The following is a 25,229-nucleotide window of genomic DNA, read 5'->3' on the forward strand; positions in this document are numbered from 1 at the left end:
GCCGGCAAGCGGGTCTAATGCCTGCTCGCGAGCGCACACCCTTCACGCTGGAGCCTGTTTTTCATGCAAAGCCCGACCCACGACCCCGGCAGCGCCCTGGCCATTCGCAGCCAGTATCGCCAGGCGCAAAGCCGCGCGGCGCGCCTGCGCCTGCTGGTGGACACCGGCCAGGAACTGACCCAGTTGCCGCCCGCGGCCATGCGCCAGCGCGCCCTGCAGCGGGCCTGTGCCTTTATGGCGATGGACCACGGCCTGCTGCTGGAATGGCACCCCGCCCAGCCGCCCCAGGCCACCGCCCAGCACGGTGGCAGCGAACGCCTGGCCGCCCTGCACGAGCTGGCCAGGTCTGCGACCCTGCACCCCGAATGGCTGCCGCAGACCGATGCCGCCCTGCCCCAGGTGCTGCGCATTCCCCTGCCCGGCGCCGACGGCCTGGCCTTCGGCGCCTTGCTGCTGGCCAACAGCGTGGCCCTGGCCGCGCCCGACAGCGAGGACCTGGAATCCCTGCAATTGCTGGCCACCCTGCTGGCCGCGCACCTGGAAAACCAGCGCTTGCTCCAGGCCCTGCAAGCCCGGGAACGCACCATGTCGGAACTGGTGCACCGGCTGTTCAGCGCCCAGGAAGACGAACGCAAGCGCGTGGCCTACGACCTGCACGACGGCCTGGCGCAAACCCTGGCCGGGCTGCACCAGCGCCTGCAGGGGTTTGCCGGACGCTGCCCGACATTGCCACAGGAGCTGCACAACGAGCTGCAGACCATCCTGACCCTGGCCCAGGGCTGCGTCGGCGAGGGCCGGCAGTTGATCGGCGGCCTGCGCCCCAACGTGCTGGACGACTTTGGCCTGTACAAGGCCATCGACAAGGAAGCCGACCGCCTGCGCGACGCCGGTCTCGAGGTGCACTGGCGGCAACAGTCCAGCGCGCGCCTGCCGGGCGCCAGCGAGATCGCCCTGTTCCGCATCGCCCAGGAAGGCATCAACAACATCCTCAAGCATGCCCGCGCCAGCCGCGTCGAACTGAGCCTGCAACTGGCCGACGGCCAGGCCGCGCTGGCGCTGGCAGACAACGGCGTCGGCTTCGCCCTGGGCACCCCGCTGTCCAGCTGCGGCAGCCAGCACCTGGGCCTGGCGGCGATGCGGGAGCGCGCCAGCCTGCTGGGCGGCGAGCTGTCCTGGCACAGCGCCCCCGGCCACGGTACCCGCCTGCTGGCCCGGGTGCCGCTGCCCGCTGCTGGAGAACAGCCATGAACCCTGCCCTGCGCCTGGTGCTGGCGGACGACCATGAAGTCACCCGCACCGGTTTTGTCGCCCTGCTGGCCGGCCACCCGGAGTTCGAGGTGGTCGGCCAGGCCCGGGATGGCCAGGAAGCCCTCGAGCTGTGCGAGCGCCTGCAACCGGACATCGCCATCCTCGACATCCGCATGCCGCTGCTCAACGGCCTGGGCGCCGCGCGCCTGCTGCAACAGCGGCAACCGGCGATCAAGGTGGTGATCTTCACCATGGACGACAGCCCCGATCACCTGGAAGCGGCGATTGCCGCCGGCGCTGTCGGCTACCTGCTCAAGGACGCCAGCCGCGGCGAAGTGCTCGGCGCCCTGCAGCGGGTGGCCCAGGGCGAGGAAGCCCTCAACAGCAGCGTCAGCGCCCGGCTGCTGCGGCGCATGGCCGAACGCAACGCCGGCGGCAGCGCCCAGGCCGCAACCCTGACCGCCCGCGAACGTCAGGTGCTGGGCCTGGTGGCCGGCGGTTTCAGCAACCGCGAGATCGGCGAAAAGCTCGGCATCACCACCGGCACCGCCAAGGCCCATGTGGAACGGGTGATCGGCAAGCTCGGCGCGGCGGACCGCACCCAGGCCGCGGTGCGCGGCATCGCCCTGGGGCTGGTGGCGCAGCCCGCGGGAGACTGGCCATGAGGCTGCTGGCCAGCCGGCACTGGCTCGACCTGCCCCTGCGCGGCAAGGCGCTGGTGGTGATCTCCCTGCCGCTGGTGATCCTGCTGCTGTCGCTGGTGCTGATCTACATCACCGAACGCCAGACCGCCCGCGCCGAGGAAGACGTGCGCCGGGTGCTGCTGGTGCAGGGCGACATCCAGACCGTGCACACCCTGCTGGCCGAAGCGGCGGCCAGCGTGCGCGGCTACCTGCTAACCCGCCGCGAAGACTTCCTGCCCAGCTACGAACGTGCCCAGCCGCTGATCCAGGCCGCGCTGCAACGGCTGGACAGCAACATTCGCGATGCGCGCATGCGCGACCACCTCAAGGCCATCGCCCCGCTGATCGGCCACAAGCTCGACGGCCTGGTGGCCCTGCGCAACGGCCGGCCCGACGACAGCGCCAGCATCACCGCGATCCTGATCGAGAACAAACAGGTGCTGGACGTGCTGCGCGAGCAGATCAGCGCCATGCGCATCCGCGAAGACGGCTTGCTCGCCGAGCGCAGCGCCGCGGCCTCGGCGACCCGCATGCGCCTGCTGCTGGCCACGCTGCTGGCGGCGCTCTGCGGCCTGTTCGGGGCGATTGTCGCGGTGCTGTTCTTGTCCAAGGGCATAGTCGCCCGGGTGCAGCAGGTGCAAGGCAACGCCCAGCGCCTGGCCCTCGGCCAACCGTTGCGCCCGCAAGCCCCGGAACAGGACGAAATCGGCCAGCTCGGCACCCGCCTGGTGGAAGCCGGGCAACTGCTGGCCGAGCGCGAGCGGGCCCTGCGCGACAACGAAGAACGCTTGCGGCTGATCATCGACGGGGTCAAGGACTACGGGATCTTCGCCCTCGACACCCAAGGCCGGGTCACCACCTGGAACGCCGGCGCCGAGCGGATCAAGGGCTACAGCGAACAGGAAATCCTCGGCCGGCACTTCTCGCTGTTCTACCTGGCGGAAGAATGCCCGGCGCACCCGGACATGGCCCTGCGCGAAGCCACCCGCGACGGCCATTACATGGAAGAGGCCTGGCGCTGCCGCAAGGACGGCAGCCGCTTCTGGGCCAGCGTGGTGATCACCGCGCAGTACGATGCCAGCGGCGCGTTGCGCGGTTTCTCCAAGATCACCCGCGACATCACCGACCGCCGCGCCGCGGAAATCGCCCTGCGCACCGCCCGCGAGGAAGCCGAAAGCGCCAGCCGCGCCAAGAGCGAATTCCTCTCACGCATGAGCCACGAACTGCGCACCCCGCTCAACGCCATCCTCGGTTTTGCACAACTGCTGGACATGGACTCGCCGAGCGGCCAGCGGCCCCAGGTCGGGCATATCCTGCGCGCCGGCCAGCACCTGCTGACCCTGATCAACGAGGTGCTGGACATCGCCCGCATCGAGGCCGGGCACCTGGCGCTGAATGTCGAGCCGATCGCCCTGGCCGCGGTGCTGCACGAGGCCCTGACCCTGGTCTCGCCGATGGCCACCGACGCCGGCATCCAACTGGCCGCCCTGCCCGCGCTGAATGAACACAGCGGGGTGATCGCCGACCGCCAGCGGCTGATCCAGGTGCTGCTCAACCTGCTGTCCAACGCCATCAAGTACAACCGGCCCCAGGGCCAGGTGCGGATCGCGGTCAAGGTCCTGGACACCCGGGTCGAGGTGGCGGTCAGCGACACCGGCGCCGGCATTCCCCTGGAGCGCCTGGACCAGTTGTTCCGTCCCTTCGAACGCCTGGGCGCCGACCCGCGGGTGGAAGGCACCGGCCTGGGCCTGGCCCTGAGCAAGAGTCTGCTGGAAATGATGGACGGCAGCCTGCGGGTGCACAGCACGCCGGGCCAGGGCTGCTGCTTTACCTTGCAACTGCCCTTTGTCCAGGTGGCCGCGACCGGCGCTCCCCTGGCCCTGGAGCAACAGCTATTGGAACAACCAACGGCGGTGCTGCCGGCCCGGGCCGAGGCCGTGGCATACCGCGGCCAGGTGCTGTGCATCGAAGACAACCTGTCGAGCCTGGCGCTGATCGAAACCCTGCTGCAACGCCGCCCGGGCATTCGCCTGCTGTCGAGCATGCAGGGCCAGATGGGCCTGGACCTGGCGCGCCAGCATGCACCGCAACTGATCCTGCTGGACGTCAGCCTGCCGGACCTTGCAGGCCTGGAAGTGCTGCGCCGGCTGCGGGAATCGCCGACCACCGCCAGCACCCCGGTGCTGATGATCACCGCCGACGCCAGCGCCCTGACCCACCGCGCCCTGTTGCAGGCCGGGGCCACGGCAATCCTGACCAAGCCCATTCATATCCCGGCGTTTCTCGCCCACCTTGAGCAACATTTACCGGAGCCCGCATGAACCACGATTTGCGCATCCTGATCATCGACGACCAGCGCCCCAACCTCGAGCTGATGGAGCAACTGCTGGCCCGCGAAGGCCTGCACAACGTGCTGAGCAGCACCCAGCCGCTGCGCACCCTGGAGCTGTTCAACAGCTTCGAGCCGGACCTGGTGATCCTCGACCTGCACATGCCCGAATTCGACGGCTTCGCCGTGCTCGAACAGCTCAACCGGCGGATCCCGGCCCACGATTACCTGCCGATCCTGGTGCTGACCGCCGACGCCACCCGCGACACCCGCCTGCGCGCCCTGGCCCTGGGCGCCCGCGACTTCATCAGCAAGCCGCTGGACGCCCTGGAAACCCTGCTGCGGATCTGGAACCTGCTGGAAACCCGCGCCCTGTACAAAGCCCTGCGCCAGCAGGTGCCGGCGCAGCAGATCGAGCTGCTGCGCCGGCATCGGCAGTGAATGGGCGAGCGACCCTAGAGGTTGTACTCATCCAGCCTCGGCGAGTCGCCCACCTGCTCGATCAGCGCGGCATCGATGCGCAGCAGGTTTTCCGGCTGGTACGTCAGTTGACTGCCCCAGGGCTGGTCGTCGGCCAGGGAGCCTTTCAGGCGGACGGCCACGGAGTCATGCACCCGGACTTTCTGCCCGGCCCCAGGCACGGGAATCTCCCGCGACCTGGGTTTGCCGAACGGCGGCATCGAACCGTACTCACGGACCCGCTTGTGGGTCTTCGGGTTCCAGACCAGGCGTGGCACCCACTCGGCGATCAGCCAGTTGCGGGTCAGGGAATCGTGGGCCTGGGCCAGCGGATCCTGTAGCACAGAGGGTGGATAGAGTTCTGCGCGACAGGCTTCGGCATCGATGCTCAACCCGGCCTCCAGGCACTCGCCGACCATCCAGCGCAAGGCAATCAACGCCAGCTGCGATTCGCCGGCGGGGTAACCGCCGCCCACATCCGAATGCACGCCGGCGAACCAGACCTGCTTGAGGTTCACCCCCTCGTCCTCTGTCCAGAGGTTCTGGCGGAAAAAGCTGCGGCGTTCGTCCAGGGACACCGCATGGCGGATGATCTTCACATCCTTGTTCCGGCGGGTGTAGGGAACGATCAGCGGGTCGTACACCCAGCCCACCGAACTCACGGTGTCGAACAGCCCGAGAAAGTGAATGCTCACCGGCCGGGCAAAGCTGCCCTTGAACGCCCCCATCAACTTGAAGTCCGGCTTTTTGTCCGCGCTCATGCGCCACCAGGCGTAACTCATGGCGCGTTGGCGATTCGGTTTGGAGCTGTTTCCATCGGGTTGCAGGCGCGTGGTCAGCAGCGACCAGGCAAAGTCCATTAGCTGGACCTGATGGGCCGGCAACAGGCCGATGGTATGCAGCAGCGCCGCCAGCACCCGCACCGCGTAGGAGCCGCGGGAGAAGCCGAAGAGGAAGATCTGGTCGCCGTCCCTGTAGTTCTCCATCAGGAAGCGGTAGGCATTGAGCACGTTGCGCTTGATGCCCCAGCCGAACATCAGCCCGGCGATGCGCGACGGCACCTTCTGCCATTCGAACAGGGTTTCGCTGAGCCCGAAGGTGCCCACGCCCTGGTCGTAATAGGCCAGCAGCGTTTCGCTGTCCTTGGGTAGCGAGCGAAACAGCCGGACCACGTTGGTCGGTTCGTCACTGAAACGGTTGTTGGTGCCATCGATGCAGACGATCAGCTGGCGCGCCTTGATCCTTGTGTTCTCCACGACCTGGTTACCCCATGGCAGTCAAGTGAGGTTCCCGCGCGGCCAATCGGCCAGGCGAGGACCGGTGTCACCCTACGTCCGTGTCATGACAACTGCTGCGGTAAAGCCTGAAGGGCTCTCCAAGGCATAGCAGCATTAACGGCACCCGGCCATAAAGGCCCGGGCAATAAATGTCCGGACCATGAAAACCCCTCCGCAAGGAGGGGCCGGGCGCTGACGGGCCGTGCCTGCGCGCTAGAACCTGCCGCCCAATGGATACTCGATCGCCAGCCGCAGCTGGTCGGCATCCAGCTCGGCCTGGGCTGTATTGCCGCGGTGCACGGCGTGGCGCAGGGTGACGGCGAGGTTTTTCGCCGGGCCGGACTGCACCACGTATTTGGCCTGCAGGTCGCGTTCCCAGTGCTTGCCGCCTTCGCCGTAGCCCAGCCAGGCGTAGCCGCCGCGCGGGTCCATGTGGCTGCCGTCGATGCCGCTGCCGCGCACGTACAGGGCGCTGAAGGTCAGGCCGGGCACGCTGTAGCCGGCCATGTTCAGGTCGTAGCGGGCCTGCCAGGAGGCTTCCTCAGGGGCGTTGAAGTCCGACAGGGCCACGGCGTTGCTCAGCAGGATCGCGCCACGGGTGACGTAGTCGTAAGGCGTGTCGCCGTCGACCTTCTGGTAGCCCAGGCCAAAGCTGTGGGCGCCGCTCTTGTAGGTCGACATCAGGCTCCAGGTGGTGTTGTCAATGCGCCCCGACAAGGCCTTGCCGGTGTCCTGGGTGCGGTACAGGTTGAAGTCGAACGTCAGGTCCTGGCCCTGGCTCAAAGGAAGGTTGTAGAAGGCGCCGAGGTACTGCTGGCGCCAGGTGTCTTCGTACAGGGCGCTGAACAGGCTGGCGTTGAGGCCCTTGATTGCAGTATTGCGCACACCGACCAGGTCGAAGCTGTCGCCCTGCTGGCCATTGGAGTAATTGACCACGAAACCCTGGTCGTGGCTGGTGGCGTTGCGGTCGGTGCTTTCGTTGAAGTGGCCGCCGTACAGGGTGGTGTCGCTCAGCTCGCGGCTGGTGAGGAACCAGCCGGTGGCGGTCTCGGGCAGCAGGCGGCTGTCGGAGGAACCGAACACCGGGGTCTTGACCCGCTGCTCGCCGTAGCGCAGTTCGGTGGAGGAAAAACGCAGCTTGGCCACCGCGCCGCCGCGGCTGAACTCGTCCTTGGGATGGCCGTCGTTGTCCACCCCCAGCAACCGCGCCTTGCCGGCCCGGCCACCGCCGCTGTCGAGTTTCCAGCCGGAATACACATGGGCGTCCAGGCCGAAGCCGAGCGTGCCCTGGGTGAAGCCGGAGCTGTAGTCGGCCATCAGGCCGTAGGCCCACTCCTCGGCCAGGTCGCTGCGTTCGGCGCGGGGCTTGTAGGCGTTGCGCGCGCCGTTGCTCAAGGAACCGTGCCGATAGTCGCGACGGTCGTAGAGGCTGCGGTTGAACAGGCTCCACTGGCTGTCTTCGATAAAGCCCTTGGCATTGTCCTGCTCCGCGGCCAGCGCGAGCAGGCTCTGGCCTCCCCAATGCCAAAAAAATGCCAACAACAGGGTGTGTCGGGTCAAGGTCTTCACTGTGGAACTCCCGAAAATCGATAAATGGCGGGCGATAAGAGGCAGTGCGCCGCTATACGGGCGCACCACCGGGATCCCACTCAGAGGTATTTGAGGATCGCGATATCGCGGCGACGCTGCTTGAGGCCGGCGAACCAGCGCGTCGGGAAGAACAACAGCACGCCGAGGACCAGGCTCCACAGCCAGACGCCGGACAGGTTGTCGAAGCCGTAGTAAGTGCCCTGGTTGGCGCCCCAGATGGCCACGGCCACCAGGTACATGGCCTTGAGCACGTACAGGTGCAACAGGTAGAAGAACATCGGCGCGCCGCCGTAGATCGCCAGTTGCGCGGTCGACCAGCGTTCCTGGACCTTCTCGAAGTACGCCAGGAGGATCAGCCCCAGGCCCAGGGTCGGCATCAGGAACATCAGCGACGGCGGGTACTTCTTGGCGCTCATGAAGCTCATGAAGGTGCGCAGCGCATCGCCGGTCTGCACCCAGGGTTTCTCGCCGTAGACGTTCAGGTAGCGGATGAACACGAAGGCCACCAGCAGGCCGACACCGACCTTGAGCAGCCGCGAAATCCGCGCCGCCGGCTGCACGTCCTTGCCGAACCACGGGCCGATGGCCCAGCCCAGCAGGATCACGCCGATCCACGGCAATACCGGGTAGGTGGTGCGGGCGCGGGTGAACTCGGTGATGTCGATGAACACCCGCTGGTGCAGGATCGACCAGGGCACGAAGAACGGCGACTCGGGGCCCACCACCACATCATCCAGCAGGTTGTGCCCGGCGACGATGGCCACCCCCAGCACGATCAGCCAGCTGCGCTTGAAGTGCAGCAGGCCGGCCAGCACGATCATGCAGATGCCGATGCACCAGATCACCTGCAGCCACAGGGTCTTGGGCGGGAACTCGGCGTTCCAGGCAAAACACACGAAGGTCAGTTCGAGGAACACCAGGAACAGGCCGCGCTTGAGCAGGAACACCGAGGTTTCCCCGAGGCTGTGTTTCTGGCTGTAGAGCCAGGCCGACAGGCCGGTGAGGAAAATGAACACCGGCGCGCAGATCTCGCTGAGCATGCGGGTGAAGTACAGGTCCGGGGTCACGCTCAGGGCGTCGATCGGGTCGGTGACCTGGCGATGCAGGAGGAAGGTCTCGCGCACGTGGTCCACCAGCATGCACAGCATGACGAAGCCACGCAGGGCGTCGATCGCCAGCATCCGCGTATTGGCCTTGGCCACGCTGCCCGCCAGTGCAGGGGACGCAACGCCCGCCTGCCCTGCCAATCCAGTAGAAAGAGTCATATCAGTCACTCATGTTGAAGGTCGTTGAACCTGGGCAAAACCCTGTCGCCGACTCGGCACAGGGGGTCGGGACACGGGGTCAGGATTGCTTTTTCAAACGCGCGACTTCCGAGGCCGGCAGCGTTGAAGGCGCCCGTGGCAACGGTGGCTTGCCCTGTGGCTGGTGGAACGACAGCGTGGAACTGAAGCTCTTGAGGTCGTAGGCCTCGGCCTGGTTGTCCGGGCCCTGGCGGGTGCCCGGGGTGCGGTCCTTGTATTCGGCGGCCACCACGTAGGTGCCCTGCCACGGCAGCGCGAAGCTGACCTTGCCGTCCTTGTCGCTGGTCTGGGTGAAGACTTCGCCCGAGCCGGTTTCCAGGATCACGGCCTGGGCGGCCAGCGGCTTGAGCCCATAGAACACCTGGAACTGCGCCTGGCCCGCGGCGGCCACGCCGGTGGGGACGATGTCCAGCGCCAGTTCCGGCTGGCGCGCGCGCAGGTCGCCGACCCAGCGGGTGGCGGGCGTCCAGTAGGTCTTGAGGGTCTTGCCGCCTTCGTGCAGGTCGAAGATCGGATACTGCGTGTCCTGCGCCAGCAGGCTTTCGTCGGCCTTGGGCTGATGGCCGACGCTGAACGACTGGCGTTGCAGGCTCAGCCCCAGGGCAGGATTCGCCGCCGACCAGCCCTTGAGCTGGCGAAAACGGTCGAGGCCGCCAGGGGTCACTTCCAACATGTTCTTGTCGTACTCGCCGTAATACAGCGTCAGGGGCTGCCCCGGCGTGTGCTCGTACCAGATCTGGTGGGCCTGGGTACCGCCGGCCAGCATCAGCGCGCCCAGCCCTATCAATGTGTTTGCCGTGCTCTTGTGCATCGTGTTGCGCTCCTTTGTGCTCTCATTCAACGAATCGCCGCCCCCGCTCTGATGGCGTTGAACTTCCCGGGGAGACGATGCGCACCTACCACTGGCTGGCATTACAGCGCAGGCTGTTCTGTGCTTTGTTCCGATTTGCCGCGGCACACGCCCGTCGCCTGCCGTTTTCTCGGGATAAACAGCGATTTATGCGGTGTGCGCCAGGCTGAAGCATCCAGGGGTCAGCGGTGCGTGGATTGTCCGATCGGGGTGCACGCGGGGCTTTTCATGCCCGGTGTTGCTTCCTTGCGCGCCACCCGCTGTCACTCACGGGCCCGGCAAAAGGCCGGCCCAGACGCATGCGCGCCCGGTCAGGGGCGCGCGTGAGGGTGATTGATCAGACGACAAAATGTTATCAGATAACATTTCGTTTTGAGAGAAGAACGCGTCAGTGGCGCAACAATTTACGCAGGGGCACGCCGTCCTTGAGGACCGGCGACTTGATGACGATGTAGCTGAAGTACTTGGAGATGCCGATGTTCTTGTCCAGCAGGCTTTCCACCACCTCCTGGTAATGCTGGATGCTGCGGGTCATGAACCGCACCAGATAGTCGTAGCCGCCGCTGATCAGGTGACACTCGAGCACCTCGTCCACCAGGCGGATATTCGACTCGAACTTGGCGAAGTCTTCGCGCTTGTGGTCGCTCAGGGTGATCTCGGTGAACACCATGACCGAGTCGGTGATCTTGGCCAGGTTCAGGTGCGCCTTGTAGCTGGAAATGTAGCCGGCCGACTCCAGGCGCTTGACCCGCTGCAGACACGGACTGGCCGACAACCCCACGGCGTCGGCGAGGCTGACATTGGTCATGCGTCCGTCTTTTTGCAGCTCAACCAAGATGTTGATATCAATACGGTCCAGTTTGACTAAACCTTCCATCGTTTACCTCTTGATTGCTGTGGGATGCAATCGACAAGCAAGATCAGCGCCGTAACGACGCCTGATGCTGGGCCACCAGGTCGGCCATGCTGTTGATGCAGTAGTCGGCGGCGCAGGGTTGCGGATTGCGGCTGCCGGCGCGGCAAATCAGGCACAGGCCCGCCGTCGCTTGCGTCGCGGTGGCCGGCGGCCGGGTCACCTGGAGAATGTCCTCGGCACGCAGGTCGTTGTCCGCCAGCCACTGGCGATCCTGCAACGGCTGGCTGGCCAGGGAGATGAAGTCGTCCTGGGCGATCCCCAGCCGCTCGCACAACAACGCGCGGTCCTCGGCATCGCGATCGCCCAGCACCAGCAGGCGATAGAACTTGCGCAGGTACAGCATCGCCCCCGGCGCGTCCTCGAACAGCGACCAGCCCGGCACCGAACGGGCGAAGCTCATGCCCTCCTCCCAGGACGCCTTCAGGCCCCAGCGCTCGGCCAGCTGGCGATGGGCGAAACACAGCAGGCCGCTGAACCCCAGCTCGGCGAAACGCGGGTACAGGCCCCGCACCGTTTCGGCGAATTCGCCCAGCACCTGCTCCTTGTCCGCTTGCCCGCGGCGACTGTCGAGCAAGGGCTGCAAGGCGGCCCAGACCCCCGAGTCGCGGTCCACCAGGACCGCGTCGCAGTCGATCAGCAACGCACGATAATCAGTCAGCCCCATGGCGTGTACAGCCTCCTATGATGCGTTCCATCGATCCATGCTCCAAAAATGCCCACCGGTGGCGCCCGGCAGCCCGGCGCCGACCGGGGCATCAGCTCAGTTCAAGACTCGTGCCAGCGCGGCGTCGAGAATCGCCAGGGCTTCGTCGATCTGCTCGGGAGTTGTTACCAGCGGTGCCAGGAAGCGCAGGACGTTACGGTGGACCCCGCACTTGATCACCAGCAACCCGCCCAGGCGCGCCTGGTCGATCAGCCGCTGTGTCAGCTCGGCATCCGGGCTGCGCGCCGCGTCGTCCTTGACCAGTTCCAGCGCCAGCATGAAGCCGCTGCCACGCACATCGCCGATGCACGGGTACAGCCGCTGCAGGCGCAGCAACCCTTCGCGCAGACGCAAGCCCAGCGCCACGCCACGGGCCAGCAACTGTTCCTCTTCGTAGGTATCCAGCACCGCCAGCGCCGCGGCGCAGGCCAGGGCGTTGCCGCCATAGGTGCCGCCAAGGCCGCCGGGCAGAGGCGCGTCCATGATCTGCGCCTTGCCCACCACGCCGGACAGCGGCAAGCCGCCGGCCAGGCTCTTGGCCACGGTGACCAGGTCCGGCTGGATGCCGGCGTGCTGGAAGCCGAACCAGCTGCCGGTGCGACCGAAGCCAGTCTGGATTTCATCGAGGATCAACACGATGCCGTGTTGCGTGGCCAGGGCGCGCAAGGCCTGGAGGAACTCCACCGGAGCGGCGAGGAAACCGCCGTCGCCCTGCACCGGCTCGATGATGATCGCCGCCACGCGCTCGGGCGCGACCTGGGTGGCGAACAGCTCCTGCAACGCCTGCAGTGCCATCTCGCTGCTGACCCCGCGATAGGCGTTCGGGTACGGCGTATGGAACACCTCGGGGGCAGTGCCGAAGTTCTGTTTATACGGCTGGCTCATGCCGGTCAGCGTGCTGCCGAGCAAGGTGCGGCCATGGAAACCACCACGAAAGGCGATCACCGCCGGACGCTGGGTATGGGCGCGGGCGATCTTCACCGCGTTCTCCACGGCCTCGGCACCAGAGGTGAAGAACGCTGCCTTGTAGGGCTCGGCGCCGCCGATCATCTGGCTCAGGCGCCGGGCCAGGTCCAGGTAGGGTCTGTAGGCCACCACCTGGAAGCAGGCGTGGGAGACTTTCTGCAACTGCGCCTGCACCGCCGCCACCACCCTGGGGTGGTTGTGGCCGATGTTCAATACGCCGATGCCGCCAACGAAATCCAGATAGCGCTCGCCGTCCACGTCCCACACCTGGGAGCCCTCGGCGCGGTCGATGACCAGCGGATGGGCAGTGACCACGCCCCGCGGCACGAACCGATCGCGCTGCTGGAGCCAATGAGGTGTTTCGTCGACCTTGCTATTCATGGCGTTCCTCATACTGAGCCAGGCAACCGGGAAGCGGTTGCGATGGCTTCAGATTAAGGCTTCGACGGAACCGACTCAGCCGAACTTGGCCCCTGAGGAATCCGGATCCACTGTTTTCACCCCGGCAAACGGCAGATTCCTTCAGCCCCGCCGAATCTGCCGGCCAGGGCCGCGAAGCGTGCTGTACAAGGCTTTCGGGCGCGGCCTTTCGACAGATCCTGCTTTGCCGTTGCGGCATCATGAAAGCATCCCCCGTCGATCAGGAGCCGCCCATGGCCCTTCTCTATAAAGCCGACCCCGTGCGTGGCGAACACTGGCGGGCGCTGTTCGCCGAACAGGCCCCGGACATTCAATGGCGCGCCTGGCCGGACCTTGGCAACCCCGAGGAGATCCGCTACCTGGCGGCCTGGCAGGCACCGGACGACCTGAGCCTGTTGCCTAACCTGGAAGTGCTGTTCGCCCTCTCGGCCGGGGTCGATCAACTGGACCTCGCGCGCCTGCCGCCGGACTTGCCGGTGGTGCGCCTGCTGGACCCGGGCATCACCCGGGGCATGTGCGAATACGCCAGCTTCGCCGTGCTCAGCCTGCACCGCGACATGCTGCGCTACCGGCAGCAACAGCTCGCCCGCTGCTGGCAGGCGCACCTGCTGCAACCGGCGGCGCAACGCCGGGTCGGGGTCATGGGCCTGGGGCAACAGGCACAGCAGATCCTCGCCACCCTGCGGCCGCTGGGGTTCGCCCTGTCCGGCTGGGCCCGCAGCGCCCACCGCATCGACGGCGTGCAGTGCTTTGCCGGCGACCAGCAGTTGCCGGCCTTTCTCAGCCAGTGCGACATCCTGCTGTGCGTGCTGCCCCTGACCGAACAGACCCAGGGCATCCTCGACCGCACGCTGTTCCGTCAGCTACCCCGTGGCGCGGCGCTGATCAATATGGGCCGTGGCGGCCACCTGGTGGAACAGGACCTGCTCGACGCCCTGGCCAGCGGCCAGCTCAGCGGCGCGGTGCTCGACGTCCTGCAACAGGAACCGGCCCCGGCCGAACACCCGTTCTGGGATCACCCGCAGATCCTCCTGACCCCGCACATCGCCGCCATGACCCAGCCGCGAAGCGCCTTCACCGTGCTGCTGGACAATATCCGCCGCCACCAGCGCGGCGAACCGATGCTCGGGCAGATCGACCGGACCCAGGGCTACTGACCCCCGAGATTGCTGTAGCCGCTGGCGCAGCCTGCGATCGGCGGCGTAGCCGTCGTGGAACCGCTGACCGCGGTGCATCAGGCCAATCCGGGATACAGCTTGGCGGGCCAGCGCCCGATCGCAGCCTTCGGCAGCGGCTACAGGGGGCGGCGTTCAGCAGGAAAACCGAGATCGCTGTAGCCGCTGGCGCAGCCTGCGATCGGCGGCGCAGCCGGCGCAAAACCGCTGACCGCGGTGCATCAGGCCGACCCGGGATACAGCTTGGCGGGCTAGCGCCCGATCGCAGCCTGCGGCAGCGGCTACAGGGCTTCGGCAATCGCCGCGCCGACGTCTTGGGTCGAAGCCTGGCCGCCCAGGTCCGGGGTGATCGGGCCCAGGGCGATCACCTGTTCGATGGCCTTGAGAATGCCGTCGTGGGCGTCGCGGTAGCGCTGCTCGCCATTGCCGAGGAAATCCAGCATCAGCGCGCCGGACCAGATCATCGCGATCGGGTTGGCGATATTGCGCCCGTAGATGTCCGGCGCCGAGCCGTGCACCGGCTCGAACAGCGACGGGAAGCGCCGCTGCGGGTCGAGGTTGGCCGAAGGCGCGATGCCGATGGTGCCGGCACAGGCCGGGCCGAGGTCGGAGAGAATGTCGCCGAACAGGTTGGAGGCCACCACTACGTCGAAACGCTCCGGCTGCAAGACAAAACGCGCGCAGAGAATGTCGATGTGCTGCTTGTCCCAGCTGACCTGCGGGTACTGCTCGGCCATCAGCGCCGTGCGCTCATCCCAGTACGGCATGCTGATGGAAATCCCGTTGGACTTGGTCGCCGCGGTCAGGCGCTTGCGCGGCCGGGCCTGGGCCAGGTCGAAGGCGTACTGGAGAATGCGGTCCACGCCACGCCGGGTGAACACCGACTCCTGCAGCACCAACTCATGCTCGGTGCCCTCGAACATCTTGCCGCCCACCGAGGAATACTCGCCCTCGGTGTTCTCGCGGATCACCACGAAATCGATGTCCCCCGGCTCGCGCCCGGCCAACGGGCACGGTACCCCGGGGAACAGCCGCACCGGGCGGATATTCACGTACTGGTCGAAGTCGCGGCGGAACTTGAGCAGCGAACCCCACAGGGAAATATGGTCCGGCACCTTGTCCGGCCAGCCCACGGCGCCGAAGTAGATGGCGTCGAAATCCTTGAGCCGTTCGAACCAGTCCCCGGGCATCATCTGCCCGTGCTCCAGGTAGTAATCGCAGTGCGCCCAGTCCAGCACCTCGATCTCCAGGTCCAGCCGCCACTTGTGCGCGGCCTGCCGCAGCACCCGCAATCCTTCCGGCAGCACTTCCTTGCCGATCCCGTCGCCGGCGATGGCGGCGATCCTGAATGCCTTGCTCATGTCGCATGTCTCCTCGAAGTCGGTGCGGGCGGGTCACAGGCCGCCGATGTGGAAAGCCTTGATCTCCAGGTATTCGTCCAGGCCGTACTTGCTGCCTTCGCGGCCCAGGCCCGATTGCTTGATGCCGCCGAACGGCGCCACTTCCATGGAGATGATCCCGGTGTTGAGGCCGACCATGCCGAACTCCAGCGCTTCGCCGAAACGCCAGGAGCGGCGCAGGTCCTGGGTGAAGTAGTAGGCGCCCAGCCCGTAAGGCGTGGCATTGGCGATGGCCAGCGCCTCGGCCTCGTCGTGAAAGCGCATCAGCGGCGCCACCGGGCCGAAGGTTTCCTCGTGGGCCAGGAGCATTTCGGTGCTGGCCTCGCCCAGCACCGTGGGCAGCACGAACTGGCTTTCGCCCTGGGGGATCGCGCCGCACAGCAGGGTCGCGCCCTTGCCCAGGGCATCGTCGATATGCCGGGCGACCTTGCTCACCGCCGCGGCATTGATCAGCGGGCCGATGCTCACGCCCGGTTCCAGGCCGTTGCCGACCTTGAGCTTGGCCACCTCCTCCACCAGGCGCTGGGCAAAACGTGCGTAGATGCCATCCTGGACCAGGATGCGGTTGGCGCAGACGCAGGTCTGCCCGGCGTTGCGGAACTTGCTCTGCATGATCCCGGCGATCGCCTGTTCCAGGTCGGCATCGTCGAACACCACGAACGGCGCGTTGCCGCCCAGTTCCAGGCTCAGGCGCTTGATGTGCTCGGCGCTCTGGCGCATCAGCAGGCGGCCGACCGCGGTGGAACCGGTAAAGGAAATCTTGCGCACCGCCGGGTTGCCGGTCAGCTCTTCGCCAATCCCCGCCGGCATGCCAGTGAGCACACTGAACACCCCCGGCGGAATCCCCACCCGCTCGGCCAGCACCGCCAGGGCCAGGGCCGACAACGGCGTCAGGTCGGAAGGCTTGACGATGATCGGGCAACCGGCGGCCAGGGCCGGCGCGCATTTACGGGTGATCATCGCGTTGGGGAAATTCCACGGGGTGATCGCCGCGCAGACCCCCACCGGCTGCTTGAGGGTCAGCAAGCGCCGGTCGCCAGCGGGTGCCGGCAGGGTGTCGCCGCAGATGCGCCGCGCCTCCTCGGCGAACCATTTGACGAAACCGGCGCCGTAGCGGATTTCGCCCTGGGCTTCGGCGAAGGGCTTGCCCTGTTCGGCGGTCATGATCAGGGCCAGGTCGTCGAGGTTGTCGAGCATGGCCTGGTACCAGCGCTCCAGCAGCTGTGCCCGCTCCGCCGCCGGACGCGCGCGCCAGGCTGGCCAGGCGCGTTCGGCGGCGGCGATGGCCTGGCGGGTCTGCGCGCCCTGCAGGGCCGGGACCCGGGCCAGGCATTCGCCGCTGGCCGGGTCGAGCACCGCCAGGGTCGCGCCATCGTCGGCGGCCACCCACTGCCCGTCGATGTAGGCCAGTTCCACCAAGAGGCTGGGGTCTTTCAAACGATTCTTGAGCATGGTCGAGTCCTGTTCCGAGACAGCCCCCAGTCTAAGCAGGCACCGCAGCCCAGGATGCTGAAAGCGCCGGGCCGACAGCGTCGGATGCTGAAAAACGCGGCGTCACAGCAGGCTCTACCGAGCACCTGAACACCGCCCTGTAGCCGCTGGCGCAGCCGTGGCAAAACAGATAACTGCGGTGCGTCAGATCGATCCGGGATACAGCTTGGCGGGCTAGCGCCCGATCGCAGCCTTCGGCAGCGGCTACAGGGTTTGGCGTTCAGCAGGAAAACCGGGATCTCTGTAGCCGCTGGCGCAGCCTGCGATCGGCGGCGCAGCCGTCGTGAAACCGCTGATCGCGGTGCATCAGGCCGATCCGGGATACAGCCTTGGCGGGCCAGCGCCCGATCGCAGCCTTCGGCAGCGGCTACAGGGTTTGGCGTTCAGCAGGAAAACCGGGATCTCTGTAGCCGCTGGCGCAGCCTGCGATCGGCGGCGCAGCCGCCGTGAAACCGCTGATCGCGGTGCATCAGGCCGATCCGGGATACAGCCTTGGCGGGCCAGCGCCCGATCGCAGCCTTCGGCAGCGGCTACAGGGTTCGGTGTTCAGCAGGAAAACCGGGATCGCTGTAGCCGCTGGCGCAGCCTGCGATCGGCGGCGCAGCCGTCGTGAAACCGCTGATCGCGGTGCGTCAGGCCGATCCGGGATACAGCCTTGGCGGGCCAGCGCCCGATCGCAGCCTTCGGCAGCGGCTACAGGGGCCGGCTCAGCGTTTCAGGGAACCCAGCAAGCCTTCGAGAAAACGCTGGCCGGCGTCCATCTGGCTGACCTCGATGAACTCGTCGGGCTTGTGCGCCTGCTCGATGGAGCCCGGGCCACAGACCACCACCGGGATGTCCAGGCGCTGGTTGAACAGGCCGCCTTCGGTGCCGAAGCCGACCTTGGCGTAGCCGGTGCCGGGCGCGGCGAAGTCGTGGAGGAAACGCACCGCCTCGACACTCGGATGGGTCTCCAGCCCCGGGTAGACATTCAGGGTTTCAATCTCGATGGCCGCCACTTCGGAAAGCTGGCGCGCCTCGCGCACGATCAGCTCGGCGCGTTCGCGCATCTGGTCGAGGAACTGCTCAAGATCGTCCGCCGGCAGGTTGCGCACCTCGAAATCCAGGGTGCACAGGTTCGGCACTATGTTCAGCGCCTTGCCGCCGCCAATCTGCCCGACGTGCACGGTGCTGTAGGGAATGTCGTAGTCGGCGTCCCGCGCGCCCTGCTCGCGCAGGTGCTGCTGGCTGTCGCGCAAACCGGCGATGAAATCGCAGGCCAGGTGAATCGCGTTGGCCGCCAGCGGCGCCAGGGAGGAATGCGCTTCCTGGCCACGGCAATGGACGCGGTACGAGCCCTTGCCCTTGTGCCCGAGCACGAACTGCATGTGGGTGGGTTCGCCGATCAGGCACAGGAACGGCCGCACCGGCGCCAGGTGCAACACGTCCAGCAGCCGGCGCACGCCGACGCAGCCGATTTCCTCGTCATGGGACAGCGCCAGTTGCAGCGGCCGGCTCAAGGTGCAGTCCGCGGCATCGAGCATGGCGTCTATGGCCAGGGCGATAAACCCCTTCATGTCGCAGCTACCGCGCCCGTAGAGGCGCCCGCCCTGCTCCGTGACCTGGAACGCCGGCAGGCTCCAGGCCTGGCCTGCGGCGGGCACCACGTCGGTGTGCCCGGACAGCAGGATCCCCGGCAGTTCCCGGGGCCCGGTGCTGGCGAACAGGTTGGCCTTGCGCCCGCTTTCGTCCTTGACGATCAGCGACTCGATGCCCTTGCCCAGCAGCAACTCGCGCACGTATTCGATCAGCGCCAGGTTCGACTCCGAGGACACGGTGTCGAAGGCGATCAGGCGCTTGAAGATCTCCAGTACCCGGGGTTTCATGAGGCCTTGCTCCGTTGTGCGGTGGTGCCGGCGAAGCGGCGAATCGAAAAGGCGTCGATCGAGGTGCCGGTGCTGCCGGTGGCGATCAGCTCGGCCATCACGTCGCCGACGCCCGGGCCGAGCTGGAAGCCATGGCCACAGAAACCGAAGGCGTAGTACAGGCCGTCGATCTGGCCGCTGGGGCCCATGATCGGCAGCGAATCGGGCAGATACCCTTCGATGCCGCTCCACACGCGGATGATGTTGAGGTTGCCGACGCCCGGCAGCAGCCGGCGCATCTGCTGGATCTGGTTGAGGATGCTGCGCGGTTCGACCTGGGCGCGCCTGGTGAGCATGTCCGGTTTGCTGCGGTAGCCGCCGCCGATGATGATGTTGCCGCGGGGAATCTGGCGGAAGTAGATCACCTCCTCGGGGATCTTGGTGTAGACCCCGATCACCGTCGGCAAGGCGTAAGGCACCGGCTCGGTGACCGCCATCTGCGGGCCGTTGGTGTCCAGCGGCACCGGTTCGCCGAACTGCTCGGAGAGCTTCTGGCCCCAGGCGCCGGCGGTGATCAGCAGGCGTTCGGCGCTGAACTGGCGGCCATCGGTGGTGCCGACCAGGAACCCGCCGCCGACCTTCTGCACCTCGCTCACCTCGGTGCGTTCTTCGATCCGCGCCCCGGCGCGCACCGCCGCCCGGGCAAAGGCCGGGGCCGCCAGGCGCGGGTTGGCGTGGCCGTCATGGGGCGCGTAGGAGCCGCCCTTGACGTCCGGCCCGAGAAACGGAAAGCGCTCGTGCAGCTCGCGGCCGCGGTAGATCTGCAGGTCCAGCTCACTCGCCTCGGGCGCCGCGGCATAGGCTTCCAGCTCGGCGATTTCGTCCTCGCGGTAGCACACCCGCATATGCCCGCTGGCAATGAACTCCAGGTCGTCGTCGATCAGCTCCGGCAGGCGCTTCCACAGGGCCCAGGAACGGTTGGCCAGCTCCAGCTGGCCGAGATAACGGCCCTGGCGCCGCACGTTGCCGAAGTTCACCCCGCTGGCGTACTGGCCGATCTGGTCGCGCTCCAGCAGGGTCACCGACTGGCCGCGCCGGCGCAGGAAAAACGCCGCCGCCGAGCCCATCAGGCCGCCGCCGACAATCAGCACATCGGACTGTTGCACGGTCATGGCGTCACCTCCCCGGTGAGCATCGAAAGGGGTTTGACCGGGGCCTGGCCGCGCTGCCGGCCCACCTCCTGCACCGCGACCCCAGCCGCGGCGGCGATCACCTCGGCCCCGGCCTGGGAACAGTAGCGACCCTGGCAGCGGCCCATGCCGACCCGGCTGAAGGCCTTGGCGCGGTTGACCTCGCAGGCGCCCTTCTCGCGCACGGTGCGGCGCAGTTCGCCGGCGCTGATCATCTCGCACCGGCAGACGATGGCGGTGTCCGGCAGTGCCTTGGCCTGGGCGCTCGGCCAGGGAAAGGCCTGGGCCAGGCCCAGGCGGAACTGGTCCATCACCGCCAGGGCCTGGCGCTGTTCGTCCCGTTCCGCGGCGTTGACCGGCAGTTGCAGATCCTCGAGCAGGGCCAGCGCCGAGAGGCGCCCAGCGTGTTCGGCGGCGTCGGCGCCACGGATCTTCGCCCCGTCGCCGGCGGCGTAGACCCCGTTGACGCTGGTGCGCCCGGCCTCGTCGAGTTCCAGCAGCCATTGGCTGGACGCCGGGTCGAAGGCCAGGCGGCAACCGGCGAGGTCGGCCAACTGGGTTTCCGGGCGCAAGTGATAGCCCAGGGCCAGGGCATCGCACTCGACATCCAGGCTGTCGCCCTTGGCGGTCTTGACCTGCACCAGGCTGACCCCGCCCTGGGCATCGCCCAGTACCCGGATCGGCTGGATGCCCAGGTGCACCGGGACCCGGGCCAGGCACAGCCGCGCCAGCAGCTTCATGCCGGTCCAGAGCAATCCCGGGCGCGCCAACAGCTTCGGCAAGGCACCGATGCGCTTGCCCAGCGGAGAGGTGTCGAGCACCGCGGCGACCTGCGCCCCGGCCTTGAGGTACTGGCTGGCCACCAGGTACAGCAGCGGCCCGCTGCCCATGAACACCACGCGGTGGCCGATGGACACCGACTGCGCCTTGAGGGCGATCTGCGCGCCGCCCAGGCTGTAGGTGCCCGCCAGTTGCCAGCCTTCGAGCGGCATCAGGCGGTCGGTGGCGCCGGTGCAGAGGATCAGCGCGTCGTAGCCCAGGGTGAAGTGCCGGCCCTGGCTGACGCAGCACAGCTGCCCCGGGGTCAGGTTCCACGCCAGGGTGTCCGGGCGATAGTCGATGCGCGGGCGCAGGCGCTCGAAGCTGTCGTGCAGGGCCCGGGCCTTGTGCGCTTCGCTGCCGTACAGGGTGGCGTAGTCGCGGCGGAAACCTTCGGGCTGGCGACGGTAGATCTGCCCGCCGTCGCGGCGGTTTTCGTCGACCAGGGTCGGCACAATGCCGGCCGCCAGCAGGGTTTCGGCGCAGCGGGTGCCGGCCGGGCCGGCGCCGACTATCACCACCCGCGGCGCGCTGCCGGACGGGATGTTCAGCCGTGCAGTGGCCATACCGCCTCCGGTTGTGTGGTGAGAATGTCCAGGCCCTCGCGGACCTCGCTGGAACAGGCGCGCAGGCGCTCGCCGGCGCGGGTCCAGACCCAGCAGTCCTGGCAGGCGCCCATCAGGCAGAAGCCGGCGCGCCGGCCGGAATCGAACTCCGACTGGCGCAGGGCCGTCCCCTGGGTCAGCAACGCCACCATCAGCGTGTCGCCCTGCAATGCCTCGATGGGCTCCCCGTCCACCCGCAGCCGTACCGGCGCCCGTTCGCGCTCGCCCAGCCGTACAAAACGCCCCTTCATGCGTAGGCTCCCTCGGTCATGCCATTGAAGTTCTGTTGGCTCTGCAACAACTCGCCGCTGTCGCGGTGGCAGAGGATCTCGCTGCCGCCGTCGATGGCGCGGCGGTTCGGCGCGGTGCGGTTGCACAGGCCGTCGATGCGCACCGGGCAGCGATTGAGGAAGGTGCACAGCTCCGGCACATTGGCCCTGGCGCCGATCGGCGGCAGGCTGGCGCAGGTGCTGCCGCAGCTTTCCAGCCAGCCCTGGCGCAGCTCCGGCACCGAGTGGATCAGCAGGTCGGTATAGGGATGGAACGGCGCCTGGCCGAAGGCCACGCGGCTGCCGGCCTCGACCTTGTGCCCGCTGTACATCACCACAATGTCGTCGCACAGCGCGCGCACCGTGGAAATGTCGTGGCTGATGAACAGGTAGGACACCCCCAGCTCCTGGCGCAGGTCGCGCAGCAGTTCGAGAATCGCCGCGCCGACCACGGTATCCAGGGCCGACGTCACCTCGTCGCAAAGGATCAGGTCGGGCTTGGCCGCCAGCGCGCGGGCCAGGTTGACCCGTTGCTTCTGCCCGCCGGACAGCTCGTTGGGCCGCCGCTGCGCGAGCGTGCGCGGCAGCCGCACCAGGTCCAGCAACTCGTCGATGCGCTGGCGCAGCGCCGCGCCCTTGAGGCCGAAATACATCTTCAGCGGCCGGCTGAGAATGGCGCTGACGCTGTGCATGGGGTTGAGCGCGGTGTCGGCGTTCTGGAACACCATCTGGATCCGCCGGAACTGCTCGTCGGTGCGGCTCGACAGGCTGCCGCCCAGGGGTTGGCCATCGAAGGTCAGGCTGCCCAGGGCCGGGGTCAGCAGGCCGGCCACCACCCGCGCCAGGGTCGACTTGCCCGAGCCGGACTCGCCGATCACGCCGATGGCCTGGCCACGGCGCACGGTCAGGTCGATGTCCTCCAGCACGCGGATCATCGGCATGCCTTGCAGGTTCTTGTTGCCGTAGCCGGCGGTCAGGCCCTTGATGGTCAGCAGCGGCTGGTCCTCGGCGATATCGCTGGGCGGGCGAATGGTCGAGTCCGGGCGCGCGGCCGCCAGCAGGCTGCGGGTGTAATCGTGGGCCGGGCCCTCGAGCAGCGGCGCGGTGGCGCTCTGTTCGAGGATCTGGCCGCCGTTGAGCACCACGATCTGATCGGCCATCTGCGCCACCACCGCCAGGTCGTGGGACACATACACCGCCGTGGCCCCGCGTTCGCGCACCACCCGTTTGAAGGCGCGCAGCACGTCGATCTGGGTGGTGACGTCGAGCGCGGTGGTCGGTTCGTCGAGGATCACCAGCAGCGGGTCGCTGATCAGCGCCATGGCCGCCATGACCCGTTGCAACTGCCCGCCCGAGACCTGATGCGGGTAACGCTGGCCGATGTGTTCCGGGTCCGGCAGGGCCAGGTCGCGAAACAGCTCGATGGCCTTGGCCTCCAGGTTGGCGCGGCTGTCCAGGCCATGGATCAGGGCGCCCTCCAGCACCTGGTCGAGCAGGCGTTTCGCCGGGTTGAAGGCCGCCGCCGCGCTCTGCGCGATGTAGGACACGCGATTGCCGCGCAGGCCCTGCAACTGCTCCTCGCCCAGGGCCAGCATGTCGTGCTCGCCGACCCGCACCACCCCGGACGCCAGGCGACAACCGCGGCGGGCATACCCCAGCAGGGCCAGGGCGATAGTGGTCTTGCCCGAGCCGGACTCGCCGATCAGCGCCAGTACCTCGCCCTGCTCCAGGGCGAAGCTCACGCCCTTGACGATCTCCACTTCGCCGCCCTCGCCGCCGGCGACCACCCGCAGGTCTTGCACTCGAATCAACTGGCTCATTTCAATGACCTCCCGGACGGCGGCTGCGGCGCGACGAAATCCTGTCGATGAACAGGTTCACGCCAATGGTCAGGGTGCCGATAGCCAGCGCCGGGATGACGATGGCCGGCGCGCCCTGGTTGAGGCCACCGATGTTCTCGCGCACCAGCGAACCGAGGTCGGCGTCCGGCGGCTGCACGCCCAGGCCAAGGAAGCTCATGCCGCTGAGCAGCAGGACGATGAAGCCGAAGCGCAGGCCCAGGTCGGTGAGCACCGGGTTGAGCATGTTCGGCAGGATCTCCACGCAGGCGATGTACAGCCGGCGCTCACCGCGGGTGCGGGCCACCTGCACGTACTCCAGGGCTTCGATATTCACCGCCAGGCTGCGGGCGATACGGAACGCCCCGGGGGTGAAGCTCAGCACCGCGGTGCACACCAGCAGCACCACCGAGGAGCCGAAGGCCGAGACCATGATCAGCGCCAGCATCTTGCTCGGGATGGAGATAAAGGCGTCCATCAGGCGGCTGATGACTTCATCCAGCCATTTCGGTGCGACCACCGAGAGCAAGGCGCAGGCGGTGCCCAGGCCGCTAGCCAGGACCGCGGAAATCAGCGCCAGGCCGACGGTGAACCGCGCGCCCACCAGCACCCGGCTGAGCATGTCGCGGCCCAGGTAATCGGTGCCGAACGGGTAGGCCGCGCCCATGGCGTCGAACACATTGGCGGACACCACTTCGCCCACCGGGTGCGGCGCCAGCCAGGGGCCGAACAGCGCCACCAGCAGCCACAGCACACACATCGCGGCCCCGGTCAGGCCGAGCCAGGACGGCCCGTGGGACACCTTGCCCAGCGCCAGGTCGGGCGTGGCCGGCGTCGACTTCACCATGAGATTGGTCATTGGTTTCTCAGCCTCGGATTGGAAAGAATCGCGCACAGGTCGGCAATCAGCACCAAGCCCAGGTAGGCCGTGCAGAACAGCATGGTGCAGGCCTGCACCAGCGCCATGTCGCGGTTGGTCACCGCGTCGACCATCAGGCTGGCGATCCCGGGATAGTTGAAGATGGTCTCGACGATCACCACCCCGCCCAGCAGGTACGACAGGCTCAGCGCCACCGCGTTGGCGATCGGCCCGATGGCGTTGGGCAAGGCGTGGCGCAGCACGATGCGCACCGGGCTGACGCCCTTGAGCCGGGCCATTTCCACGTAGGGGCTGTCGAGCTGGTCGATCACCGCGGCGCGGGTCATGCGCGCCATCTGCGCGACGATGACGAAGCACAGGGTCATCACCGGCAAGGCGTAGGTGCGCAGGAACTGCAGCGGCGAGTGGGTTTCGCTGGCGTAGGACAAGGCCGACAGCCAGCCCAGGTTCACCGCGAACACCAGCACCGCCAGGGTCGCCACCAGGAACTCCGGCACCGCCACCAGGGCCAGGGTGATGAAGCTCAGGAAGCTGTCCAGGCGCCCGCCGCGGCCCATGGCCGAGCCGATGCCCAGGGTCAGCGCCAGCGGCACCGAGACCACCGCGGTCACCGCCGCAAGCATCAGGGTGTTGGGCACCCGTCCGGCCATCAGCTCGCTGACCGGCATGGCGTTGGACACCGAGGTGCCCATGTCGCCGGCCAGCAGGCTGAGCAGCCAGTGCAGGTAACGCACCACACCGGGCTGGTCCAGGCCCAGCTTCAGGCGCAGCGCCGCCACCTGTTCCGGCGTGGCGAACTGCCCCAGGGCCTGTTGCGCCGCGTCCCCCGGCAGCACCGCGGTGATGGCGAACACCACCATGGACACGATCAACAAGGTCACGACCGCGGCGCCCATGCGCCGCCCGATCAACCACAGTGTGTTGCTATTCATCGCCCTTCCCTCCTGCCTTGCAGCCCCGACGGAACCCGCTT

The 25,229-nt window shown here is 67.4% G+C and carries 21 protein-coding genes; 5 read left to right on the plus strand and 16 right to left on the minus strand.

All coding sequences use genetic code 11. The features are described 5' to 3' along the window. Window positions 1-63: 63 nt before the first annotated feature. From C4K27_RS16595 to C4K27_RS16610, 4 genes are read left to right on the plus strand one after another with little or no spacing between them, the layout of a single operon-like run. On the plus strand, window positions 64-1,248 hold the full coding sequence (locus C4K27_RS16595) for a sensor histidine kinase (protein ID WP_053261313.1): 1,185 nt from the start codon (window positions 64-66) through the stop codon (window positions 1,246-1,248). Further along, window positions 1,245-1,913 (plus strand): response regulator, encoded by a 669-nt coding sequence (locus C4K27_RS16600; RefSeq protein ID WP_053261314.1) that lies wholly within the window; start codon window positions 1,245-1,247, stop codon window positions 1,911-1,913. The genes C4K27_RS16595 and C4K27_RS16600 overlap by 4 nt, the downstream gene beginning before the upstream one ends. Further along, complete coding sequence (locus tag C4K27_RS16605) at window positions 1,910-4,252, plus strand: ATP-binding protein (protein ID WP_053261315.1); 2,343 nt, start codon at window positions 1,910-1,912, stop codon at window positions 4,250-4,252. The genes C4K27_RS16600 and C4K27_RS16605 overlap by 4 nt, the downstream gene beginning before the upstream one ends. Beyond that, window positions 4,249-4,701 carry a response regulator gene (locus C4K27_RS16610; protein WP_009044010.1) on the plus strand — a complete coding sequence of 151 codons (453 nt, stop codon included), beginning with the start codon at window positions 4,249-4,251 and terminating at the stop codon, window positions 4,699-4,701. The genes C4K27_RS16605 and C4K27_RS16610 overlap by 4 nt, the downstream gene beginning before the upstream one ends. 14 nt (window positions 4,702-4,715) lie before the next feature. Here the strand turns inward: C4K27_RS16610 and C4K27_RS16615 are convergent, their stop codons facing one another. The 7 genes from C4K27_RS16615 to gabT form a co-directional block, all read right to left on the minus strand. After that, window positions 4,716-5,975, minus strand: a complete 1,260-nt coding sequence (locus tag C4K27_RS16615) for a T6SS phospholipase effector Tle1-like catalytic domain-containing protein (protein WP_053261316.1) — start codon at window positions 5,973-5,975, stop codon at window positions 4,716-4,718. Window positions 5,976-6,209: 234 nt separating this feature from the next. Beyond that, the gene (locus C4K27_RS16620; protein WP_053261317.1) at window positions 6,210-7,565 is read right to left on the minus strand and encodes an OprD family porin; all 1,356 of its coding nucleotides are present in this window, start codon (window positions 7,563-7,565) and stop codon (window positions 6,210-6,212) included. A gap of 80 nt (window positions 7,566-7,645) precedes the next feature. Beyond that, the gene (locus C4K27_RS16625; RefSeq protein WP_053261318.1) at window positions 7,646-8,851 is read right to left on the minus strand and encodes an acetyltransferase domain-containing protein; all 1,206 of its coding nucleotides are present in this window, start codon (window positions 8,849-8,851) and stop codon (window positions 7,646-7,648) included. A gap of 79 nt (window positions 8,852-8,930) precedes the next feature. After that, window positions 8,931-9,701: a DUF4198 domain-containing protein gene (locus C4K27_RS16630; RefSeq protein ID WP_053261319.1), complete on the minus strand. Its 771-nt coding sequence runs from the start codon at window positions 9,699-9,701 to the stop codon at window positions 8,931-8,933. 427 nt (window positions 9,702-10,128) lie between these two features. Beyond that, entirely contained in the window at window positions 10,129-10,617 is a 489-nt protein-coding gene (locus C4K27_RS16635) for an Lrp/AsnC family transcriptional regulator (protein WP_009044015.1), read from the minus strand. 43 nt (window positions 10,618-10,660) lie between these two features. Beyond that, window positions 10,661-11,320: an HAD family hydrolase gene (locus C4K27_RS16640; protein WP_053261320.1), complete on the minus strand. Its 660-nt coding sequence runs from the start codon at window positions 11,318-11,320 to the stop codon at window positions 10,661-10,663. Window positions 11,321-11,416: 96 nt separating this feature from the next. After that, window positions 11,417-12,706, minus strand: a complete 1,290-nt coding sequence (gene gabT, locus C4K27_RS16645) for a 4-aminobutyrate--2-oxoglutarate transaminase (protein ID WP_053261321.1) — start codon at window positions 12,704-12,706, stop codon at window positions 11,417-11,419. Between the two features lie 272 nt (window positions 12,707-12,978). Between gabT and C4K27_RS16650 the strand changes: the two genes are divergently transcribed. Beyond that, window positions 12,979-13,902 carry a 2-hydroxyacid dehydrogenase gene (locus C4K27_RS16650; RefSeq protein ID WP_053261322.1) on the plus strand — a complete coding sequence of 308 codons (924 nt, stop codon included), beginning with the start codon at window positions 12,979-12,981 and terminating at the stop codon, window positions 13,900-13,902. 299 nt (window positions 13,903-14,201) lie between these two features. On the opposite strand, the gene C4K27_RS16655 is transcribed toward C4K27_RS16650, so the two are convergent. The 9 genes from C4K27_RS16655 to C4K27_RS16695 form a co-directional block, all read right to left on the minus strand. Beyond that, on the minus strand, window positions 14,202-15,281 hold the full coding sequence (locus tag C4K27_RS16655; RefSeq protein WP_053261323.1) for a tartrate dehydrogenase: 1,080 nt from the start codon (window positions 15,279-15,281) through the stop codon (window positions 14,202-14,204). A gap of 33 nt (window positions 15,282-15,314) precedes the next feature. Next, window positions 15,315-16,772, minus strand: a complete 1,458-nt coding sequence (locus tag C4K27_RS16660; protein WP_053261324.1) for an NAD-dependent succinate-semialdehyde dehydrogenase — start codon at window positions 16,770-16,772, stop codon at window positions 15,315-15,317. A 746-nt stretch (window positions 16,773-17,518) separates the two neighbouring features. Further along, a complete protein-coding gene (argE, locus tag C4K27_RS16665) occupies window positions 17,519-18,676 on the minus strand; it encodes an acetylornithine deacetylase (protein ID WP_053261325.1) in 1,158 nt (385 codons plus the stop codon). After that, on the minus strand, window positions 18,673-19,827 hold the full coding sequence (locus tag C4K27_RS16670; protein WP_053261326.1) for an NAD(P)/FAD-dependent oxidoreductase: 1,155 nt from the start codon (window positions 19,825-19,827) through the stop codon (window positions 18,673-18,675). The genes argE and C4K27_RS16670 overlap by 4 nt, the downstream gene beginning before the upstream one ends. Beyond that, window positions 19,824-21,230 carry an FAD/NAD(P)-dependent oxidoreductase gene (locus tag C4K27_RS16675; protein WP_053261327.1) on the minus strand — a complete coding sequence of 469 codons (1,407 nt, stop codon included), beginning with the start codon at window positions 21,228-21,230 and terminating at the stop codon, window positions 19,824-19,826. The genes C4K27_RS16670 and C4K27_RS16675 overlap by 4 nt, the downstream gene beginning before the upstream one ends. Continuing rightward, window positions 21,212-21,520 (minus strand): (2Fe-2S)-binding protein, encoded by a 309-nt coding sequence (locus C4K27_RS16680; protein WP_053261328.1) that lies wholly within the window; start codon window positions 21,518-21,520, stop codon window positions 21,212-21,214. The genes C4K27_RS16675 and C4K27_RS16680 overlap by 19 nt, the downstream gene beginning before the upstream one ends. Next, window positions 21,517-23,358: an ABC transporter ATP-binding protein gene (locus tag C4K27_RS16685; protein ID WP_053261329.1), complete on the minus strand. Its 1,842-nt coding sequence runs from the start codon at window positions 23,356-23,358 to the stop codon at window positions 21,517-21,519. The genes C4K27_RS16680 and C4K27_RS16685 overlap by 4 nt, the downstream gene beginning before the upstream one ends. A 1-nt stretch (window position 23,359) precedes the next feature. Further along, complete coding sequence (locus C4K27_RS16690; RefSeq protein WP_009044026.1) at window positions 23,360-24,235, minus strand: ABC transporter permease; 876 nt, start codon at window positions 24,233-24,235, stop codon at window positions 23,360-23,362. Next, complete coding sequence (locus C4K27_RS16695) at window positions 24,232-25,188, minus strand: ABC transporter permease (protein ID WP_053261330.1); 957 nt, start codon at window positions 25,186-25,188, stop codon at window positions 24,232-24,234. The genes C4K27_RS16690 and C4K27_RS16695 overlap by 4 nt, the downstream gene beginning before the upstream one ends. Between the last annotated feature and the right edge of the window lie 41 nt (window positions 25,189-25,229).

The sequence above is a fragment of the Pseudomonas chlororaphis subsp. chlororaphis genome (assembly GCF_003945765.1).
In the GTDB taxonomy this organism is placed as follows: domain Bacteria; phylum Pseudomonadota; class Gammaproteobacteria; order Pseudomonadales; family Pseudomonadaceae; genus Aquipseudomonas; species Aquipseudomonas chlororaphis.

Excerpts from the sequence above, each read along its gene's own strand:
- C4K27_RS16595 (WP_053261313.1), top strand. The coding sequence starts at position 64 with ATGCAAAGCCCGACCCACGACCCCGGCAGCGCCCTGGCCATTCGCAGC.
- C4K27_RS16600 (WP_053261314.1), top strand. The coding sequence starts at position 1,245 with ATGAACCCTGCCCTGCGCCTGGTGCTGGCGGACGACCATGAAGTCACC.
- C4K27_RS16605 (WP_053261315.1), top strand. The coding sequence starts at position 1,910 with ATGAGGCTGCTGGCCAGCCGGCACTGGCTCGACCTGCCCCTGCGCGGC.
- C4K27_RS16610 (WP_009044010.1), top strand. The coding sequence starts at position 4,249 with ATGAACCACGATTTGCGCATCCTGATCATCGACGACCAGCGCCCCAAC.
- C4K27_RS16625 (WP_053261318.1), bottom strand. The coding sequence starts at position 8,851 with ATGACTCTTTCTACTGGATTGGCAGGGCAGGCGGGCGTTGCGTCCCCT.
- C4K27_RS16630 (WP_053261319.1), bottom strand. The coding sequence starts at position 9,701 with ATGCACAAGAGCACGGCAAACACATTGATAGGGCTGGGCGCGCTGATG.
- C4K27_RS16635 (WP_009044015.1), bottom strand. The coding sequence starts at position 10,617 with ATGGAAGGTTTAGTCAAACTGGACCGTATTGATATCAACATCTTGGTT.
- C4K27_RS16640 (WP_053261320.1), bottom strand. The coding sequence starts at position 11,320 with ATGGGGCTGACTGATTATCGTGCGTTGCTGATCGACTGCGACGCGGTC.
- gabT (WP_053261321.1), bottom strand. The coding sequence starts at position 12,706 with ATGAATAGCAAGGTCGACGAAACACCTCATTGGCTCCAGCAGCGCGAT.
- C4K27_RS16650 (WP_053261322.1), top strand. The coding sequence starts at position 12,979 with ATGGCCCTTCTCTATAAAGCCGACCCCGTGCGTGGCGAACACTGGCGG.
- C4K27_RS16655 (WP_053261323.1), bottom strand. The coding sequence starts at position 15,281 with ATGAGCAAGGCATTCAGGATCGCCGCCATCGCCGGCGACGGGATCGGC.
- C4K27_RS16660 (WP_053261324.1), bottom strand. The coding sequence starts at position 16,772 with ATGCTCAAGAATCGTTTGAAAGACCCCAGCCTCTTGGTGGAACTGGCC.
- argE (WP_053261325.1), bottom strand. The coding sequence starts at position 18,676 with ATGAAACCCCGGGTACTGGAGATCTTCAAGCGCCTGATCGCCTTCGAC.
- C4K27_RS16670 (WP_053261326.1), bottom strand. The coding sequence starts at position 19,827 with ATGACCGTGCAACAGTCCGATGTGCTGATTGTCGGCGGCGGCCTGATG.
- C4K27_RS16675 (WP_053261327.1), bottom strand. The coding sequence starts at position 21,230 with ATGGCCACTGCACGGCTGAACATCCCGTCCGGCAGCGCGCCGCGGGTG.
- C4K27_RS16680 (WP_053261328.1), bottom strand. The coding sequence starts at position 21,520 with ATGAAGGGGCGTTTTGTACGGCTGGGCGAGCGCGAACGGGCGCCGGTA.
- C4K27_RS16685 (WP_053261329.1), bottom strand. The coding sequence starts at position 23,358 with ATGAGCCAGTTGATTCGAGTGCAAGACCTGCGGGTGGTCGCCGGCGGC.
- C4K27_RS16690 (WP_009044026.1), bottom strand. The coding sequence starts at position 24,235 with ATGACCAATCTCATGGTGAAGTCGACGCCGGCCACGCCCGACCTGGCG.
- C4K27_RS16695 (WP_053261330.1), bottom strand. The coding sequence starts at position 25,188 with ATGAATAGCAACACACTGTGGTTGATCGGGCGGCGCATGGGCGCCGCG.